Annotated in this window: 13 protein-coding genes; 7 read left to right on the top strand and 6 right to left on the bottom strand. The window is 57.4% G+C overall.

Annotation, left to right across the window (positions count from 1 at the left end; translation table 11 throughout):
- Positions 1 to 137 precede the first annotated feature (137 nt).
- Genes OKX01_RS06570 through OKX01_RS06560 form a run of 3 tightly spaced genes read right to left on the bottom strand, consistent with a single transcriptional unit; the run spans position 138 to position 3,187 of the window.
- Positions 138 to 1,889 carry an FUSC family protein gene (locus OKX01_RS06570; protein ID WP_264672649.1) on the bottom strand — a complete coding sequence of 584 codons (1,752 nt, stop codon included), beginning with the start codon at positions 1,887 to 1,889 and terminating at the stop codon, positions 138 to 140.
- Positions 1,876 to 2,925, bottom strand: coding sequence for a multidrug transporter subunit MdtN (gene mdtN / locus OKX01_RS06565; protein ID WP_094196213.1), 1,050 nt, complete (start codon positions 2,923 to 2,925; stop codon positions 1,876 to 1,878). The genes OKX01_RS06570 and mdtN overlap by 14 nt, the downstream gene beginning before the upstream one ends.
- A 7-nt stretch (positions 2,926 to 2,932) precedes the next feature.
- Entirely contained in the window at positions 2,933 to 3,187 is a 255-nt protein-coding gene (locus OKX01_RS06560; protein ID WP_230018660.1) for a YtcA family lipoprotein, read from the bottom strand.
- A 356-nt stretch (positions 3,188 to 3,543) separates the two neighbouring features.
- Here OKX01_RS06560 and OKX01_RS06555 point away from each other — a divergent pair, with 356 nt between their 5' ends.
- From OKX01_RS06555 to OKX01_RS06545, 3 genes are read left to right on the top strand one after another with little or no spacing between them, the layout of a single operon-like run.
- Entirely contained in the window at positions 3,544 to 5,016 is a 1,473-nt protein-coding gene (locus OKX01_RS06555; protein WP_108727239.1) for a metal-dependent hydrolase family protein, read from the top strand.
- A gap of 22 nt (positions 5,017 to 5,038) precedes the next feature.
- Complete coding sequence (locus tag OKX01_RS06550; RefSeq protein ID WP_230018661.1) at positions 5,039 to 5,725, top strand: MarC family NAAT transporter; 687 nt, start codon at positions 5,039 to 5,041, stop codon at positions 5,723 to 5,725.
- A 49-nt stretch (positions 5,726 to 5,774) separates the two neighbouring features.
- A complete protein-coding gene (locus tag OKX01_RS06545; RefSeq protein WP_264672648.1) occupies positions 5,775 to 7,211 on the top strand; it encodes a TolC family protein in 1,437 nt (478 codons plus the stop codon).
- A 282-nt stretch (positions 7,212 to 7,493) separates the two neighbouring features.
- On the opposite strand, the gene OKX01_RS06540 is transcribed toward OKX01_RS06545, so the two are convergent.
- On the bottom strand, positions 7,494 to 8,627 hold the full coding sequence (locus OKX01_RS06540; RefSeq protein WP_264672647.1) for an aminotransferase class V-fold PLP-dependent enzyme: 1,134 nt from the start codon (positions 8,625 to 8,627) through the stop codon (positions 7,494 to 7,496).
- 195 nt (positions 8,628 to 8,822) lie between these two features.
- Here OKX01_RS06540 and OKX01_RS06535 point away from each other — a divergent pair, with 195 nt between their 5' ends.
- The 4 genes from OKX01_RS06535 (at position 8,823) to OKX01_RS06520 (ending at position 13,677) form a co-directional block, all read left to right on the top strand.
- Positions 8,823 to 9,329 carry an RNA polymerase sigma factor gene (locus OKX01_RS06535; RefSeq protein WP_230018663.1) on the top strand — a complete coding sequence of 169 codons (507 nt, stop codon included), beginning with the start codon at positions 8,823 to 8,825 and terminating at the stop codon, positions 9,327 to 9,329.
- 27 nt (positions 9,330 to 9,356) lie between these two features.
- On the top strand, positions 9,357 to 10,343 hold the full coding sequence (locus tag OKX01_RS06530) for a FecR family protein (protein ID WP_264672646.1): 987 nt from the start codon (positions 9,357 to 9,359) through the stop codon (positions 10,341 to 10,343).
- A 180-nt stretch (positions 10,344 to 10,523) separates the two neighbouring features.
- On the top strand, positions 10,524 to 12,863 hold the full coding sequence (locus OKX01_RS06525; protein ID WP_413544462.1) for a TonB-dependent siderophore receptor: 2,340 nt from the start codon (positions 10,524 to 10,526) through the stop codon (positions 12,861 to 12,863).
- 145 nt (positions 12,864 to 13,008) lie between these two features.
- The gene (locus OKX01_RS06520; protein WP_264672645.1) at positions 13,009 to 13,677 is read left to right on the top strand and encodes a metallophosphoesterase; all 669 of its coding nucleotides are present in this window, start codon (positions 13,009 to 13,011) and stop codon (positions 13,675 to 13,677) included.
- Between the two features lie 367 nt (positions 13,678 to 14,044).
- Here the strand turns inward: OKX01_RS06520 and OKX01_RS06515 are convergent, their stop codons facing one another.
- Both OKX01_RS06515 and OKX01_RS06510 read right to left on the bottom strand, forming a co-directional pair.
- Positions 14,045 to 15,133, bottom strand: coding sequence for a c-type cytochrome (locus OKX01_RS06515; RefSeq protein WP_094196203.1), 1,089 nt, complete (start codon positions 15,131 to 15,133; stop codon positions 14,045 to 14,047).
- 21 nt (positions 15,134 to 15,154) lie between these two features.
- Positions 15,155 to 15,970, bottom strand: coding sequence for a c-type cytochrome (locus OKX01_RS06510; RefSeq protein ID WP_264672644.1), 816 nt, complete (start codon positions 15,968 to 15,970; stop codon positions 15,155 to 15,157).

Raw genomic sequence — 15,970 nt, 5'->3', positions numbered from 1 at the left:
GAAGAAAAAGGTATACGGGGGTGTCTCCGACCGAACCGAGGCCTTTGCGGCGCTTCTTTTAATCCCGAGAATGGGAAGTGAGGCCCATTCTACGAGCCGTCAAAGACAGGAAAATCACCTCTAGGTAATGAGGGTTATCAATCGCTTGGGTGGCTGGACACAGGCATATAGGCCTGAGTGATGAACTGCTGGCGCAGCGTCTGCCATTGGGATTGCATGTCCTGGGCCTGCTGCTCGTCAGGCCGCAAACGCGCCGGCTCCAACTGCATCAAGGCCAATCCATATTTTGCCGCCGACAGCTCCTGGGCCACACTGGCCGACTGCTGCACGGCCTGAGCCGGGCGCTCCTGCCACAACGCCGCCAAGCCCATCAAGCTATCAGAGGCCTTGGCCAAACGCTGACGCACCGAACCGGCAATACTGACAGGCCAGATTTGGGTAAACATCACGTACATGACCGCATTGCCCAGCAAAATACCGATCACACGATCACGAGCCGAATCCAGATCGAAGCTAGGGCCAAAGCCTTGTAAAGTCACCAGATAAAAGGCAAAGGCAATTTGAATGCCGGCATAGGAAATACGCTCTGGGCCATAAAACACCCAGGCTCCCAGCAAGGAAACCAGGAACACGACGACCATCAGGCCACCAATATCAAGCAAATGCGGCATCACGAACAGGATGGTGATAAATCCCAGCGCCGCCCCCAGCAAACAGCCCACAATCCGCAAAGCCAGCTTGTGCACAGTTTCCCCGGTAGAACCCAAGGCCGCCACATAGCAGGTAATCATGGCGGTATGAATACCCTGCCAGTCTGCCGCGCTGTAGATCAGATAACACAGCACGGCGGCCGCTGTTGCCTTCAAGGCATGGTGCTGATACACGGGATTGGTGAAGGCATCAGGCACCATGAAAGAGCCATGCTCCGGGTCCGCTTTGCCAATGGACACCGCCCCTGACAAAGCCAGCAAAGCATCTCGTAAGTCTTGTATCGCCAAGGAGCTGGACGCCGGCAGTTCGGGCAGATCATCCATCTGCGGCAAGCGGCCTTGTTCAATATCCTGTGCACTGCGCTCGCAAATCTGGGCAAAAGCGGTGGCCTGCTCATTATCCAGATGCTGATCGCGCAAAACGGCCACGGCCAGCAAGGCGCGATAACTGTTCAAAATGGCCTGATCCAGGTCCGCCTGCTCGTGTGTGGGCCGCAAATAAAACAGCCGTATCCAGCCCAGTCGTTTTTGTTGTGCGCTAACGCCCAAGGCCAGCTCGTCCCACAAATCCTGCGTGTCTGCCTGCCCCGTCAAACCCTGAGCCGCCAAACGCAAACGCGCTGCCAGCTCACGGCGCAACACCTTGTGCGGATACAAACCAAAGCACAGATTGAAGATCAGCACCAAGCCCATGGGGGCGAAGGTCATCAGCCAGGCATACAACACCGCACGGGTCGCAATTTCGCCAAAAGGCACATAGCCCAGCAAGGTCAGCACAAAGGCGATCACCAAAGCGATAATGCCGCCCAAAGGGCCCAGCTTGCTGGCTACCCCTAAAAACAGCAGCACAAAGGACGTCAGCACCATGGCCAGCAAACGCCAGGCCGGATACTGAATCGTGACCTGGATCAGTGGTATCAGCAGCAGCACCACCAGAGACACCAGCACCACCAGGGCCAACGCCAGTACCGAGCTTTCCCCGGCGTCGGACTTCATCACAAAGAAGATGACAAAACAACTGACCGCAGATTCGGGAATGCCGTAATTCATGGCCAGCAGCACCATCAAGGCGCACAGCACGGCCACTCGCCAGCTTTGCGCCAGACGGCCAGGGGTGGGCTGCAAGTCTTGCCAGACCAGCCGAGCCAGCCCTGACAAACCGGTCTTAGCAGTTGCCATCGCGATGAATAATCGTGGTGGCCGAGGCCCCCATACGCATCAAATCCTCGGGCGGGGCATCCAGGCGGATACGCACCGGAAAACGTTGTGCTACCCGCACCCAGTTCATGGATTTTTGAATATACGGCAGGCTGCGCGGTAGATTGATCTGTTCCTGGCTGCTGACGCCCCAACCAATTTCCTCCACCTTGCCCGAGAGCTTGCGCGAAGGATCAGACAACACATACACGGTGGCGCACGTGCCCGGTTTGATCTCTTTCAGATCCGTTTCCCGGTACATGCCCGTCACATACCAGGAGTCCGTATCCAGCAAGGTAAAGACAGACGTGCCCGGCAGCAGATGCTCCCCCGACCCGATACGCAAACCCACGATACGACCATTGTGGGGTGCCTTCACCTGGGTATGCTCCAGATCCCGCTGGGCCATCGCCAGCCCTGCTTGGCGCGCCTGCACCATCGCTTCTTCTGCTTGCGTGTTACCGACCAGCGCCTGAGCCGCACCCGATTGCTCGGTGGCCTGTTTCAAGGTGACTTGCGCATCGCGCAACAAGGTATTGGCCTCATCCAATTGCTGTTGGGACACATAGCCCTTGGCCGCCAGATTGGCCAAACGGCGCTGGCTTTGAGCAGCCATCGCCAAATTGGTTTTTGCACGCGTAATTTGATCATCCGCAATCACAGCGTTATGCCCTTCTGCACGCACGGCACGCTGTTTCATGTCCAGCGTCGCCTGAGCCAGCGCCAGTTCAGCCTGGGCTTGCTCCAGACGCAACTGATAAAACACCGGGTCCACGGTAAAGAGCAATTCATCGCGGTGAACGAACTGGCCGTCACGCACCACCATGCGCTCAATTCGCCCTGGCAAGGAGCTGGAGATATGCACGACATCGGCACCCACCACCGCATCTTCGGACAAGGGGTTGTTGGCAGATCGCTGCCAATACCACCAGGCCAAGACAAGGGCGGCGACAACAATCAGCACACTCAGCAGGCGGGCAGCGCCTTTACGGGAAGAAGATTTCTGTGCCTGGGTCATGGCTCAGTCACTCGAAAAAAAGAAGAAGTGCGGCAAAGGTCAGGGCTAGCGTCAGGCAGGCATAGACAGGCAAACGCATGGGCAGGGCATCATCCACACCTGCGCGAATCAGCCCCCAACGAATCAGTAAAGTCAGTAGCAAGGCGCCCAACACGCACACCAGCCAGGCAGGAAAATACGAGCCCGCCAGAGAGACCGACGGTGCAAGAGAACATCCCCCCAGCAAGGGCAAGGCGGCCAGAGCGGCTATTAGCGCACGCATGCGTGGCATCTCCCGATTGTTTTTAATACGATCTGCATAGGCTGCCCCGATCGCTGCGAAGAATTGTACCTGAGCCCTTTCAAACCCATTCCATTTATTCCTGCCCAATTAGATCCCTGTGTACCTCGCATTTTTACGCGTATAGTGACCAACCATTTTCTGCTAGGGTCTCAATGACAGCCATCATGTATGCCGAGTTGCTATGGACGAGGTAAGGCCGTTTACACTTTAGCCCGTACACACCAAGTATCCGATGAAATGGCTCGCGAACGGGTCCGCTTGTTAGACCTGGTCGAATTGCATATGTCTTAAGTCCGCCCTCCTTCTTTCATGCTTTTTTGATTTTTCAGGACGCCATGCAGACTCACTCTTACCTGGGACAGTCCCCTGCCCTGCGCCAGCAACGCCAGGCCTATCGCCACGGTGTACCAGCCTGCGTTTGCGCGCACCCTTCCATCCCCTTCATTCACACGCGTTTAAGCGCCTCGGCCAGTTTTGCACCAAACGCGGCTCCCGCAGGCCCGGCCTTTCAATCCCATAATGCACTGGATCAAAAGCCCATCACCCTGGCTCCCAAACTGATTCTGAGCAATCTGCGCCTGTTTGATGGTGAAACGACTGAGCTGAAAAAAGGACTAGCCGTCCAGATTGACCAGGGTCGCATTACCGCTGTCATGCCCATTGCCGAGATTCCGGCCGACGCCACGGTCATGGACTGCCAGAACAAAGTCCTGATGCCCGGCCTGATCGATGCCCACTGGCATAGTTTGTTGTGCGCTGTCGACCAGATGACGGCCATGATGGCTGATCCAGCCGACCTGCATTTGATTGCCAGCAAAGAAGCCGAGCGCACCTTGCTGCGCGGCTTTACCACGGTTCGTGATGCCGGTGGCCCCAGCTTCTCTTTGAAGCGCGGTATTGATATGGGTTTGCTGCATGGCCCGCGCATCTATCCCAGTGGTGCCATGATTGCGCAAACGGGCGGCCACGCGGACTTCCGGATGCGCTACGAAGTCCCACGCGCCGAGGGCGAGCTAAGCCACACGGAACGAGCCGGTGTCACCTGCATTGCCGATGGAGCCGATCAAGTTCTGCGCCGCGCTCGTGAGCAACTCATGCTCGGCGCCAGCCAGATCAAGCTGATGGCCGGGGGCGGTGTTACCTCCTTGTACGATCCGCTGGAAGGGCTGCAATTTAGCGATGCAGAACTGCGCGCCGCCGTGGGCGCCGCTAGCGACTGGGGGACTTACGTGATGGTGCACGTGTATTGCGCCCGTGGCATCCAACGTGCCATCAAGGCAGGCGTGAAATCCATCGAACACGGCCAGCTTGCGGACGAGGAAACCGCCCGCATGATGGCAGGCGAAGGCGTGTGGTGGAGCCTGCAACCCTTTTTGGCTGATGAGGATGCCAACGTTCAGCACGACCCGCGCAGCAAAGCCAAGCAGCAACAAGTGGCCGTGGGCACCGTGCGTGCCTACGAGCTGGCAGACAAGTACCAGATCCAGACCGCCTGGGGCACCGACATTCTGTTCACCCCCGCCCACCTGCCCCACCAGGGCCGCATGCTGTCCAAGCTGACCCGTTTTTACGATCCGCTCAAAGTGCTGAAAATGGCCACCGGCGACAATGGCCGACTGCTACAACTGTCGGGCTTGCGACAAGCCTATGACGGCGAATTGGGCGTAATCCGCCCCGGTGCTTTGGCCGACTTGCTGCTGATCGATGGTGAACCCGAGCAAAGCCTGAGCTTTCTGGAGCAGCCCGAGCAGAACCTGCTGCTGATCATCAAGGACGGCAAGCTATACAAGAACGCTCTACCCGTCTGACCCCCATCCTCTAGGAATGTCCATGCCAAACGAATTGATGCAGTTGTTCAAATTGATCGGTCTGGGGCTGGCGTTTTTGCTGCCCATGGCCAATCCCTTGACCTCCATGGTGATGTACCTGTCTCTGGGCGAAACCCTGAGCGCGCAAGAAAAGAAGCAGCAACTGCGCCAAGCGACGTTGTATGTCATTCTTGCTTTGCTGATTACCTATTACGCAGGTTTGTGGATCACCTCGGCCCTGGGCATCTCCATGGTGGATATGCGTATCGCAGGCGGGCTGATTGTGGCCTATATCGGCTTTCGCATGCTGTTCCCCCCGTCCGTCAGCGAGGTCGTCTCCAAAGCAGCGGATCAAAATACGGCCGCCCACGACAATATCGCGTTTGTCCCACTGACCTTGCCCTCTACCGTGGGCCCCGGCACCATGGCTCTGGTCATTAGTGCTTCCTCCAAAATGGCAGGCATGCGCGAACACTATGCCCAATGGGTGCTGGTGGCAACGCCCCTTATTCTGGCCCTGCTGATCGGCTTGATCTTCTTCATTTGCCTGCGCTCCTCGCTGAGCATCGTGCGCGTGATCGGACATAATGGCGTCGATGCCATCTCACGCATCATGGGTTTTTTGCTGGTTTGCATGGCGGTACAGCTCGTTCTGGAAGGCGGACAGCAGTATGCTGCTACGCTGCTGACTCATTCTGCCGCATCCTGAATTTATGTCTATGTCTTGTGCTCCTGCAGTGCGTCTTACCGTGGCAGTCATGGCTGCCCTTACGCTGGCCGCTTGCGCTGCGCCCGATCGTAAGTCCATGACCCAGTCCCTACCCGAGCAGGATGCGCCGCAGCCACCCCGCCTGACATTGGCCGAGTACAGCGGCCCTGATCAAAGCCAGCCCGCTCCCCATGTGCGGGCCAATCATGAATACAGCCTGCCTGAACTGATCGACCTGGCCCAACGCCTGAACCCCAGCACCCGCATTGCCTGGGGTGAGGCTCAACAAGCAGCCCAAGCCGCCGGCATGGTAGAAAGCACCTACCTGCCCTTGATCTCTGCCAGTGTCGTGGGCGGCTATATGCGCAGCGACCGCGACAGCAGCGTACATATTCTAGGCAGAGAGGTCGATGTGGACTACGACACGCATTTAAGCGGAGCCGTCCCGTCCCTGACCTTGAAATGGTTGCTCTTTGACTTTGGCAAACGCGCTGCCTTGCAAGAGGCCGCCGACAAGCTGGCCATGGCCAGCCGCATTACTTTCAGTGGCGTGCATCAAGCCGTGATTGCCGAGGTATCCATCAGTTACTTCAACTACAACTCGGCCCGCCAGCGGGCACAAATCTCGGCTCAGGGCCTGAAAAATGCCGCCCTGATTGAAGACATCGCCCTGGAGCGACAACGCAATGGGCTGGGTACCCAGATTGAAGTGGCTCAGGCACGGCAACTAAAAGCCCAAGCCCGTCTGCACCATGTCAACGCCAGCACCCTGGCACGTCAGTCTTACCAAACCTTGCTGGGTGCGATTGGCCTGTCCCCCGACACAGAGCTGAACGTGGCCGACAGTACCGCCCGTCCCCTGCCCGATGAACTGGACATCCCCGGTAATGACACGCTGAAAAAAGCCATCGCCCAGCGGCCCGATGTGCAGGCCCTGCAAGCGGCCCATCAGGCCAGTCTGGCCGGTATAGATTCCGCCGAAGCCAGTTTCATGCCCAAGCTGGCCTTGATGGGTTTTATCTCCAAACGCATGGGTTCCTTAAGCGTAGGCAGCCTGCCCGAAGTCAGCCCGCAATCCTCGTCCCGAGGCGCCGTGCTGGCACTCAGTATTCCGCTCTACGATGCCGGACTACGCAACAAACAGGTACGTGAAGCCCAACTACGCGCTGACACTGCTCGCGAGCGCGTCGCCAAAACCGAGCAGGACGCCTACAAGCAAATGATCATCGCCGCCGATGCGCTGCGAGCGGCACTGGAATCTCACCAAGCCGCCACCAGCCTGGTCGAAGCGGCCCAGATCACCTACCAAGGTGCGCTGGAGTCCTATAAGGAAGGTCTGACTGGCATGACCTTGCTGACCGAAGCACACACGGGCTTGTTGGGAGCCCAAGAAGCCCAAACTGCCGCCCACACAGCCGGTTTACTTAGCTCTGTGAATCTGGCTTTTGCCATGGGGGAACTCAATCAGGCTCCCAAACAGCCCTGAGCACGACGGACTACGCAATCTCGCAATCACAGCTCCAGATTCCTCTCGCCCTGTTTCGCTCTCCCCCGCTTACAAGCGCATCAGCTCGCCTTGTTCAACTTATGCGATCACACGCAGTGTAAAAGCCAGGCTGTAATCGCGTTGGCCAGGCCGGATTTCTTGTCCTAATTGACGCTCCGTCGATAGAGGGAAAAAGTGTCAACGGAATTCAGGACGAGTCATCCACCATAAAAAAGGGAGCCACTCAGGGCTCCCTTTTATTGACGCGATTGCCAGGGCAACTTACTGTTCTTCAATCGCGTCCAGCGCCTTGGCCAAACGCTCCACCGAGCGTTCCAGATTGTTCAGCTTGTCCAGGCCAAACAGACCAATTCGGAAGGTCTTGAAATCAGCAGGCTCATCACATTGCAAAGGCACGCCCGAGGCGGCTTGCAAGCCCGCCTTGGCAAACTTCGCAGCCGAATGAATCCCGTCGTCCGTGGTGTAACACACCACCACGCCCGGCGCTTCAAAACCCGGTGCGGCCACGCTGCGGAAACCATGTTCGCTCAGCAAGGCACGCACCTTGCGGCCCAGCTCCAATTGACGATTACGGATCCAGTCAAAACCCAAGGCTTCTGTCTCGGCCATTGCTTCCTGCAGCACCTTCAAGGAATCGGTTGGCAGGGTCGCGTGGTAAGCATGCGCCCCATTCTCATACGTTTCCATGATCTGCAGCCACTTGCGCAGATCGCAGGCAAAGCTGGTGCTGGTCGTGGTTTCAATGTGCTGGCGAGCACGCTCACTTAGCATCACCAAGCCGCAACATGCCGAACCGGTCCACCCTTTTTGTGGAGCACTGATCAGCACGTCCACGCCCACCTCCTTCATATCCACCCACACGGTGCCCGATGCAATACAGTCCAGCACAAACAGGCCACCCACCGCATGCACGGCATCCGCCACCTGACGCATATAGTCATCGGGCAACATAATGCCGGAAGCGGTTTCCACATGCGGGGCAAAGACCAAGTCCGGTTTTTCAGCCTGAATCGCAGCGACCACTTCTTCGATAGGAGCAGGCGCATAAGCAGCCTGCTTGCCTTGCTCAATCGGGCGGGCCTTCAGAACCGTGGTGCTGGCAGGGATGGAACCCATGTCAAAAATCTGAGTCCAGCGGTAGCTGAACCAGCCATTGCGTATCACCATGCACTTGCGATCCGTTGCAAACTGACGGGCTACCGCTTCCATACCAAACGAGCCACTGCCCGGCACCACAATAGCCGAATGCGCCTGATAGACCTGCTTGAGCGTGCGAGAGATTTCGCGCATCACTTCCTGGAAGGTCTTGGACATATGGTTCAAGGCACGGTCGGTGTAGACCACCGAATATTCAAGCAGGCCGTCCGGATCAACGGGGGTGCTGGTTTGAGACATGAAAACCTCGGGATTCAAAGGGAGAAGATATCAAGATCGACCGATTTTAGACCAAGCCGCTCTGTACGGGCAGCTTGCCCCCAAGACCCTGCCAGTCAGAGGAAAGTACACAGACAGCTTGAATAAGAAAACCTGAATGAGAATTATTGTTATTATTCACTATTCTTTTTTCTGCCTGCTCTGCTAAGTCGCTCCATGTCTCACCCTTCACGTCCCAGAAAAGCCTGGCTCGCCTCGTATAGCGAGCTGTTTGGCCTATGGCGGCGCAAGGCCGAGAGCCGGGAAGATGCGGAAGATGCCATGCACGACACCGTAGTAGGCATGCTGGAAAACAACACAGCCTTGATCGACAACCCACGGGCCTATCTGGCACGAGGCACCAGCAACCGTCTGATCAGCCGCCATCGCCACCAAACCGTCCTGACTGTTTTGCCCTTGGACGAACTGAGCGATACCGAGCATCCCCGCCAGGCCGGAGCCGACAGCCACGCCCAATTTGAACAACTGGCCGACGCTCTGGTGAGCGCGCTGGCCGACTTGCCCCCTAAATGCCGAGAGGTCTACATCAAACACCGCCTGGAGGGCTGGACCCATACTGAAATTGCCCAGGACATGGCGCTTTCCCGCAGCATGGTGGAAAAATACATGACTCGTGCCTTGCGTCACATCCATGAACGACTGCACCATTACGTACCTGACTGACGCCATGTCGTACACAAAGCCCGCGCAATGACCCGCCCCTCTTTCTCCAACGAACTGGATCACCCCAGCGATGCCGCTCATTGGTTCGCCCGACTGCAATCGGGGCAAGCCAATGAACAGGATCACCAGGCATTTCACGCTTGGCTGGATGCCGATCCAGTCAACAAGCGTCGCTACCGCGAGGTGGAATACCTGTGGCGCGCCACCCAAGCCGTCCCGGATGAACGCCTGCGCAGCTTGCTACCCCATTCCCCTGGCCTTGTCCCGTCTCCCAAACGCCGCTACCTGACACTGGGTTTGGGCGCACTTGGCGTGCTGGCCCTGTCCGCTGGTGCCATCCATCAATCAGGCTGGTTCAGACCGGTAGAAGAAACGATGCAATGGCTTACCGCCAAAGGTGAGCGTCAACAAATCACCTTGCCTGATGGCTCCGTCATGGACTTGAATACCGACACCATTGCCCAGGCCCGTGTCTCTGCATCCAAGCGGGAAATCGAACTGCTCCAAGGTGAAGCTTTTTTTGCCGTCCAGCACGACCAAACTCTGCCCTTTATCGTGCGTACCGACTTGGGCACCGTAACCGTCACCGGCACCCGCTTCAATGTGCGGCGGCTGGCAGACAGCCTGCAAGTCAGTGTTCAATCCGGTTCGGTCAAGGTGCAGTCCGGCCCTTGGTGGCGTCGTCAAGAACGCCTTTTGGGTGCACAGCAACAAGTGCTGTTGCGCCAAGGTGCAGAGCCAGGCCCCGTACTCACTACCGACGTGGAAAGCCTGACAGCCTGGCAGCGCGGCAAGATCATTTTCAAGAACACACCGTTGGAAGTGCTTGTACAAGAAATGGCTCGCTACCTACCCCAGCCTTTGACTCTGGACGCCCCTGCCCTGCGCCAGCACCGTGTTTCCGGCATTTTCGATATCGATCACCCCGAAACAGTGCTCAAGGCACTACCCGCTATTGCTCCAGTCCACATTCACCGCGAGGCCTCAGGTGTGCAGCGCATCGTGGCACGCTAAAACAAGCCTCTCAGGGCCTGTTACAAAATAGTCATGATTCTCATTCCGGTACTTGGGTGCTTTGTGCGTCTAGGTAGGTGAAGGCGGCCATCCCCTGGAGGGCAGCCCCCTGAGTCCCTTTGGCCAAAGGCTGAGCGCGTCTATCGCGCGAGATATATTTTCATTGGAAAACGTAGGATCGTGAGCCCCTTTACCCCACGTCGTCGCCACTCGCCCCTTTTGCGGGCGAACTTGAGTGCCTTGACCATAAGCGTGAGTCTGGCCTTTAGCCTAGCCCCTTTTGCTGTGCAGGCCCAACACACTGTTTCTCTTCAAATCCCTGCCCAGCCTTTGGGCGATGCCCTACTGAAACTGGGCGAGCAGACCGCTTTGCAGATCTTTTTCTCTCAGGATGTGGTTGCTGGCCGTCAAGCCCCGGCCGTATCGGGCCGTCTGGCACCTGAGCAAGCTTTGCGCCAGTTGCTCGACGGCAGTGGCATCAACTACACCCGAGACGGCAACACGATCACCTTGTCAGCCGGTGTCACTCAGTTGACGCCGGTCACGATACGCCGTGCCCCCACAGACACTGCCGACAGCTACGTCGCACTGAGCAGCCGTGGTGGCAAGCTAGACGTGCCCTTGATCGAAACCCCACGTTCGGTCTCCATCGTCACGCAAAAGCAGTTAAAGATTCTGGCCCCACAAAGTATTGAGCGTGCCCTGGCTTACACCCCTGGCGTTCAGACTGACGTATCCGGCTCGGGGGACCTACGCATGAGTGGCGCAGTGATACGTGGCTTTAGTGACGGCAGTGCCTACTACAAGGATGGTTTGAAGCAGCTCTCGGCGGGCACCTATGGTTCCTGGAACGATGACATGGACAGCCTGGACAGCATCGAAGTGCTGAAAGGCCCGGCCTCGGTGCTGTATGGACAAGGACGCCCCGGCGGTGTGGTCAATGTGGTGTCCAAGCGCCCCACAGCCGAACACGTCAACAGTCTGGGCCTGGGCTATGGCAGCTACCAGCGCCGTCAATTGACGGCGGATATCGGTGGAACCTTGAATGACGACCAGTCCTTGCTGTATCGCCTGAACCTGTCCGGGCGCAAAAGCCATGGACGCACCATAGACTCACGCGACGATCGTGTCTCGGTGTCCCCCTCCCTGCTGTGGAAACTGTCCGACCGTACTAGCCTGACGCTTTTAGGCTCTTACTCGCGCGAACGCGGTACCCCCAAGTCCTGGTGGCCCAATCTGTTTTATTATCCCGAAGTGACCGACCTGCCGCTCAAACGCACCGCCGGGGATCCGGCGTTTGACTACTTCAACCGCGACACTAAATCCATAGGCTACGCTCTGGAGCATGACACCGAAAGCGGCTGGCGCTGGCGTCAGAACCTGCGCTATTCGGAAATCGACATTGATTACCGCCATATCTACGCCATGGCTGTTCTGGCAGACCAGCGCAGCGTCTCCCGAGCCAGCCTGGCCCAGGAAACCAAAGGTCGTACCTTCACCGTAGACAGCCGGGTCGGCAAGGACTTTAACTGGGGGCCACTGGAGCACACATTGGAATTGGGCGTGGACTATCTGCGCTACAAAGAAAACGACGGTTTGGGCTTTGGCTGGAACGTGCCGGATCTGGATATGCTCGACCCGGTATACGGGCTATCCATTGCGCCGCCCGAACTGGATTACTCCGAGCGCGATCTGAAGCAAACCGGCATTTACATGCTGAACCAGCTGAAATGGGACAAGTGGGTCGCCAATGTCAGCTTGCGCCACGACACCGCTCGCACCGTACAAAGCAGTGCGACGCAGCCTCGCATGACGGACCGCGCCACCACCGGCAGTGCGGGTTTGCTGTATCTGTTCGACAATGGTGTAGCTCCGTACATTAGCTATTCCACCGCCTTTGATCCGACCACAGGGCGAGCCGCAAATGGCACGGCGTTCAAGCCCCGCGAGGGCAAGCAGTACGAAGCCGGTGTGAAATACCAGCCACCGGGTACCGATGCCCTGATTACCGCTGCGGTGTTTGATCTGCGCCAGACCAATGTCACCACACCCGATCCGAACTTCCCGCGCTTTAGCGTACAGACAGGCGAAGTACGATCCACGGGGATTGAACTGGAAGCCAAGCTGCCCATTACGTCTGAGCTAAACCTGATGGCAGGCTATACCTATCTGGACCCACGGACCACGAAAAGCGAGCGTCCGGCGGAGATTGATCGGCAGACATTACAAACCGCACGTCAGACCGCCAGCCTGTGGTTGGACTATCGGCCCCAGCAGATTCAGGGTTTGATGGTAGGGGCGGGTGTACGGTATCGGGGCAAGTCGCCCAATGATGTACGGCCCGATGGCAGTCTGAACGACAACCCCTCTTTCACCTTGGCAGATATGGCGGTGGCCTATGAGACCTCCCGCTATCGGGTGGCCTTGAACGTCAACAATGTATTCAACAAGAAGTACTACACCGGCCAGTTCCGGGGCATGGAGCGCGAGGTGATGTTGAACATGAATCTGTATTGGTAAGGCTGTTGCTGGACATGGACCTGTCTTGCCTGGCAAGCACGACTTGCTCTGACTGAATGCAGCGGCAGGCCGCGTCTTTCTTGACTCGGTCTGCCACTCTGAGTACCGTGATGAGCACGTTTCACCTAGTCTGGGTCTCATCATCATGCAGGTAGCACGCTTTAGTCAGAACACCCTGGGACGCGATATTGCGGTTGGCGATATTCACGGTTGCTTCACCAAGCTGCACGCCTCTTTAAAGCGGATTCGCTTTGATCCGTCCAAGGATCGGCTTTTTTCGGTGGGAGATCTGGTGGATCGCGGCCCGGAGTCGCACCATGTTCTGGGGTGGTTGGACCTGCCCTGGTTTCATGCAATTTGTGGCAATCACGAACAACTGACTTGGCGGCGCGCGGTTGGGCAAGCTATTCAAGAGGTTGATCACCGTGTGCATGGCGGGCTCTGGCTGGATGATTGCACTCCGGACGAACAATCCATTATTGCGCAGCGTCTGCAAGCCCTGCCTTTAGCAATGGAAATTGAAACGCCATTGGGTTTGGTGGGGATAGTCCATGCCGACTTTCCCTACGATGATTGGCAACACATCCATACCGAGAGTTTTGATGCCCATGACCGCCATGTCTGTATGTGGTCCAGGGACCGCTATGTGACTGGCTACGATGGCATGGTCAATGGCCTCCGGGCCTTAGTGCATGGACACCAGACAACGCACAAGATGCGGCAATTGGGGAATGTGTTTTTCATTGATACCGGCGGGTGGCTGGATCATGGGCATTTCACCTTGCTGGATTTGAAGCGTTTGGTGGCTTTGTAGGTGCTTTTGTTTTCGATTACGGATTGTGAGTGCAAGATTAGTCTCTGGGGAAACGCTGTTTCGGTCCTGCTGAGGTGTCGGGGCTAAGCACTGGCCGGCGCTACGCACCGGCAAGGAGCCAAGCCCAGAGGACGGCCCCCCGGTCCAGACTGGCGTTTTCACGAAGCACTATCTAAACAAGCAGCCTCTACGTTTTTTGTCTCCATACACAGCAAACCCCCAGCTCAACACACAAACAGCCTAGCCCCCAGCAACCAAGAAACCGAAGAAGAAGAAGAAGAAGAAGAAGCCAAAACAAAACCGCCTCGGTTCCCAAAAGAAACTGAGGCGGTCTCACCGTCAGACAAACAGCCAACAGGCCAAAGGCTTACTTCTCCACGCCTCCACCCAGAATCACGCCGTTCACTTCCTTACCGTAATAACTTTCCTCGCCATCGTGGAACTCCACACGCGCTTGCTCAACCGTCCCTTTCTGACGGGCATCCTTGGGACGCTCATGACTATTGATATACGCCGCTACGTCCCACGCATCCTGATCGGACAAGGAGAACGGTTTACCCAAAGGCATATTGGCCTTGATAAAACCGGCAGCCGTATCAATCCGTGCCATCCCCGCTCCCCAGTTGTAGGAGTTGGCCCCCCACAAGGGCGGGAACACCACACCACTTTCGGCATCCTTCTGTCCCTGACCGTCCACCGCGTGACACAACACACAATTGTTGGTGTAAACCTCTTTACCCCGCGCGACGTCATAGCCCAGCTCGGTCTTTTTAAGTTTGGGAAAACCAGCACCCGGCAGCTTCTGCCCCGTCGGCGCCCCATCGGACATCCAGTACATATAAGTCATTAGGTCACGATACACATCACTGCCAGCGGGCGGCGCAACACCCGAAGGCGAAGCCTGGGCATTCATCGAATACGTGAAACAGCCCATGATGCGATCTTCCAGGGTACTGATGGCCTTGGTCTTGGAGCGATACGCCGGGTAACGAATATACGCGCCCCACATGGGTGCCGAGTGCTCACGGCGTCCCGCATCCAGGTGGCAGTTCACACAGGCCAGGGTGTTGCCCACGTGATCCGACACGGTCGTGGAGGTTTCCATAAAAATAGTGCGACCGCGACGAACCGCTTCACCATAAGGGGTATCCGGAATGCTGCTCTCTGCAGGGGGCAGGTAATACCCATCTGCCCCCACCGGCAGCCCGGCGGTCACCGCTAACTTATCCTTGCTTTGGGTCTTGCGATCCGCTTCCATCGCCGCACGACTATAGGTAGCCTCACCCAGTTGAGAGGTTCCCTCATCGGGCGATCCCAGCGAAAACGACAGCCAGCCCTTGGCATTCAAGCCATAGCCAATTGCAAAAAGCAGCACACCAATGCCGGCCCCCCAGGCCAGCCTGCGTCCACCCGACATAGCGGATTTGCTGCGACCATTGTGTTGAGTGTCTTTCATGAAAAGCTCTCTGTTCTGATCTTATTTCGCCTGCTTGCCATCGGCGGGCAGCGAGGCGGCATAGTAGGAAACCGCATACAAGTCCTCGTAGGACAAACGCGAGGCAATATCGTCCATCAGGTTTTGCGGCGAGTTGTGGCGATGCCCGCCCTTCCAGGCCGACAACTGGCTGAACAAATACTCGGCTTGTTGCGCGGCCAAAGGAGGGAAAGAAGCGCCCACACCTTCACCCTGACTACCGTGGCAACTAATGCAGGCTGGCACGTTCTGCTTCCAGTCCCCTTGATGAAACAGGACTTCGCCACGGGCCAGGTTCGCATCCGAACTAGGCACATTAATGAGAGGTGCAGGCAGTGTGGCGTAATAGCTAGCCAGCTCTTTCATATCGTCCGGCTTCAAGCCACGAGCCACATACTGCATGGACTCGTTCAGGCGTGTCCCGTTGGCAAAATCCTCCAGTTGCTTGAGCAGATACGCTTCTGGCATACCGGCCAAACGTGGCGTGATGCCCGCACCTTCACCCGCCTCGCCGTGGCAGGAAGCACAACTCCACACACTGCCCTGCCCGGAATGCACCAGCACAGGGGCATCCTTCAAAGCGGCAATAGCGGGTACCACGGCAGTCCCGCCCGTGTTGGAAACAACAAGGGGGGCGGTCGGTTCATCGGGCGCAGCATGCGGCGCCAGATCGTGCAGGTACAGGCCCACACCTGCCAAAGCCAAGGCAAACAGCACAGCCAGCAGAAAAATCGGAATGGGGCGAGGCGGCTCCCAGGGCTCGAAAGTGGGGTCGATGTTCTCGACCTGAGGCGAACTAGAAACTTTTTTCATTGTCAT

Origin of the sequence: Alcaligenes sp. SMD-FA (assembly GCF_025960365.1) — a bacterium.
GTDB lineage: Bacteria > Pseudomonadota > Gammaproteobacteria > Burkholderiales > Burkholderiaceae_B > Alcaligenes > Alcaligenes aquatilis.
The sequence above is the reverse complement of the archived record's forward strand: the minus strand, read 5'-3'. Positions and strand labels throughout refer to the sequence as shown.

Coding starts and splice junctions, on each gene's coding strand:
- OKX01_RS06555 (WP_108727239.1), top strand. CDS start 3,544: ATGCAGACTCACTCTTACCTGGGACAGTCCCCTGCCCTGCGCCAGCAA.
- OKX01_RS06560 (WP_230018660.1), bottom strand. CDS start 3,187: ATGCGTGCGCTAATAGCCGCTCTGGCCGCCTTGCCCTTGCTGGGGGGA.
- OKX01_RS06570 (WP_264672649.1), bottom strand. CDS start 1,889: ATGGCAACTGCTAAGACCGGTTTGTCAGGGCTGGCTCGGCTGGTCTGG.
- OKX01_RS06520 (WP_264672645.1), top strand. CDS start 13,009: ATGCAGGTAGCACGCTTTAGTCAGAACACCCTGGGACGCGATATTGCG.
- OKX01_RS06545 (WP_264672648.1), top strand. CDS start 5,775: ATGGCTGCCCTTACGCTGGCCGCTTGCGCTGCGCCCGATCGTAAGTCC.
- OKX01_RS06530 (WP_264672646.1), top strand. CDS start 9,357: ATGACCCGCCCCTCTTTCTCCAACGAACTGGATCACCCCAGCGATGCC.
- OKX01_RS06515 (WP_094196203.1), bottom strand. CDS start 15,133: ATGAAAGACACTCAACACAATGGTCGCAGCAAATCCGCTATGTCGGGT.
- OKX01_RS06535 (WP_230018663.1), top strand. CDS start 8,823: ATGTCTCACCCTTCACGTCCCAGAAAAGCCTGGCTCGCCTCGTATAGC.
- OKX01_RS06510 (WP_264672644.1), bottom strand. CDS start 15,970: ATGACAATGAAAAAAGTTTCTAGTTCGCCTCAGGTCGAGAACATCGAC.
- OKX01_RS06550 (WP_230018661.1), top strand. CDS start 5,039: ATGCCAAACGAATTGATGCAGTTGTTCAAATTGATCGGTCTGGGGCTG.
- OKX01_RS06540 (WP_264672647.1), bottom strand. CDS start 8,627: ATGTCTCAAACCAGCACCCCCGTTGATCCGGACGGCCTGCTTGAATAT.
- mdtN (WP_094196213.1), bottom strand. CDS start 2,925: ATGACCCAGGCACAGAAATCTTCTTCCCGTAAAGGCGCTGCCCGCCTG.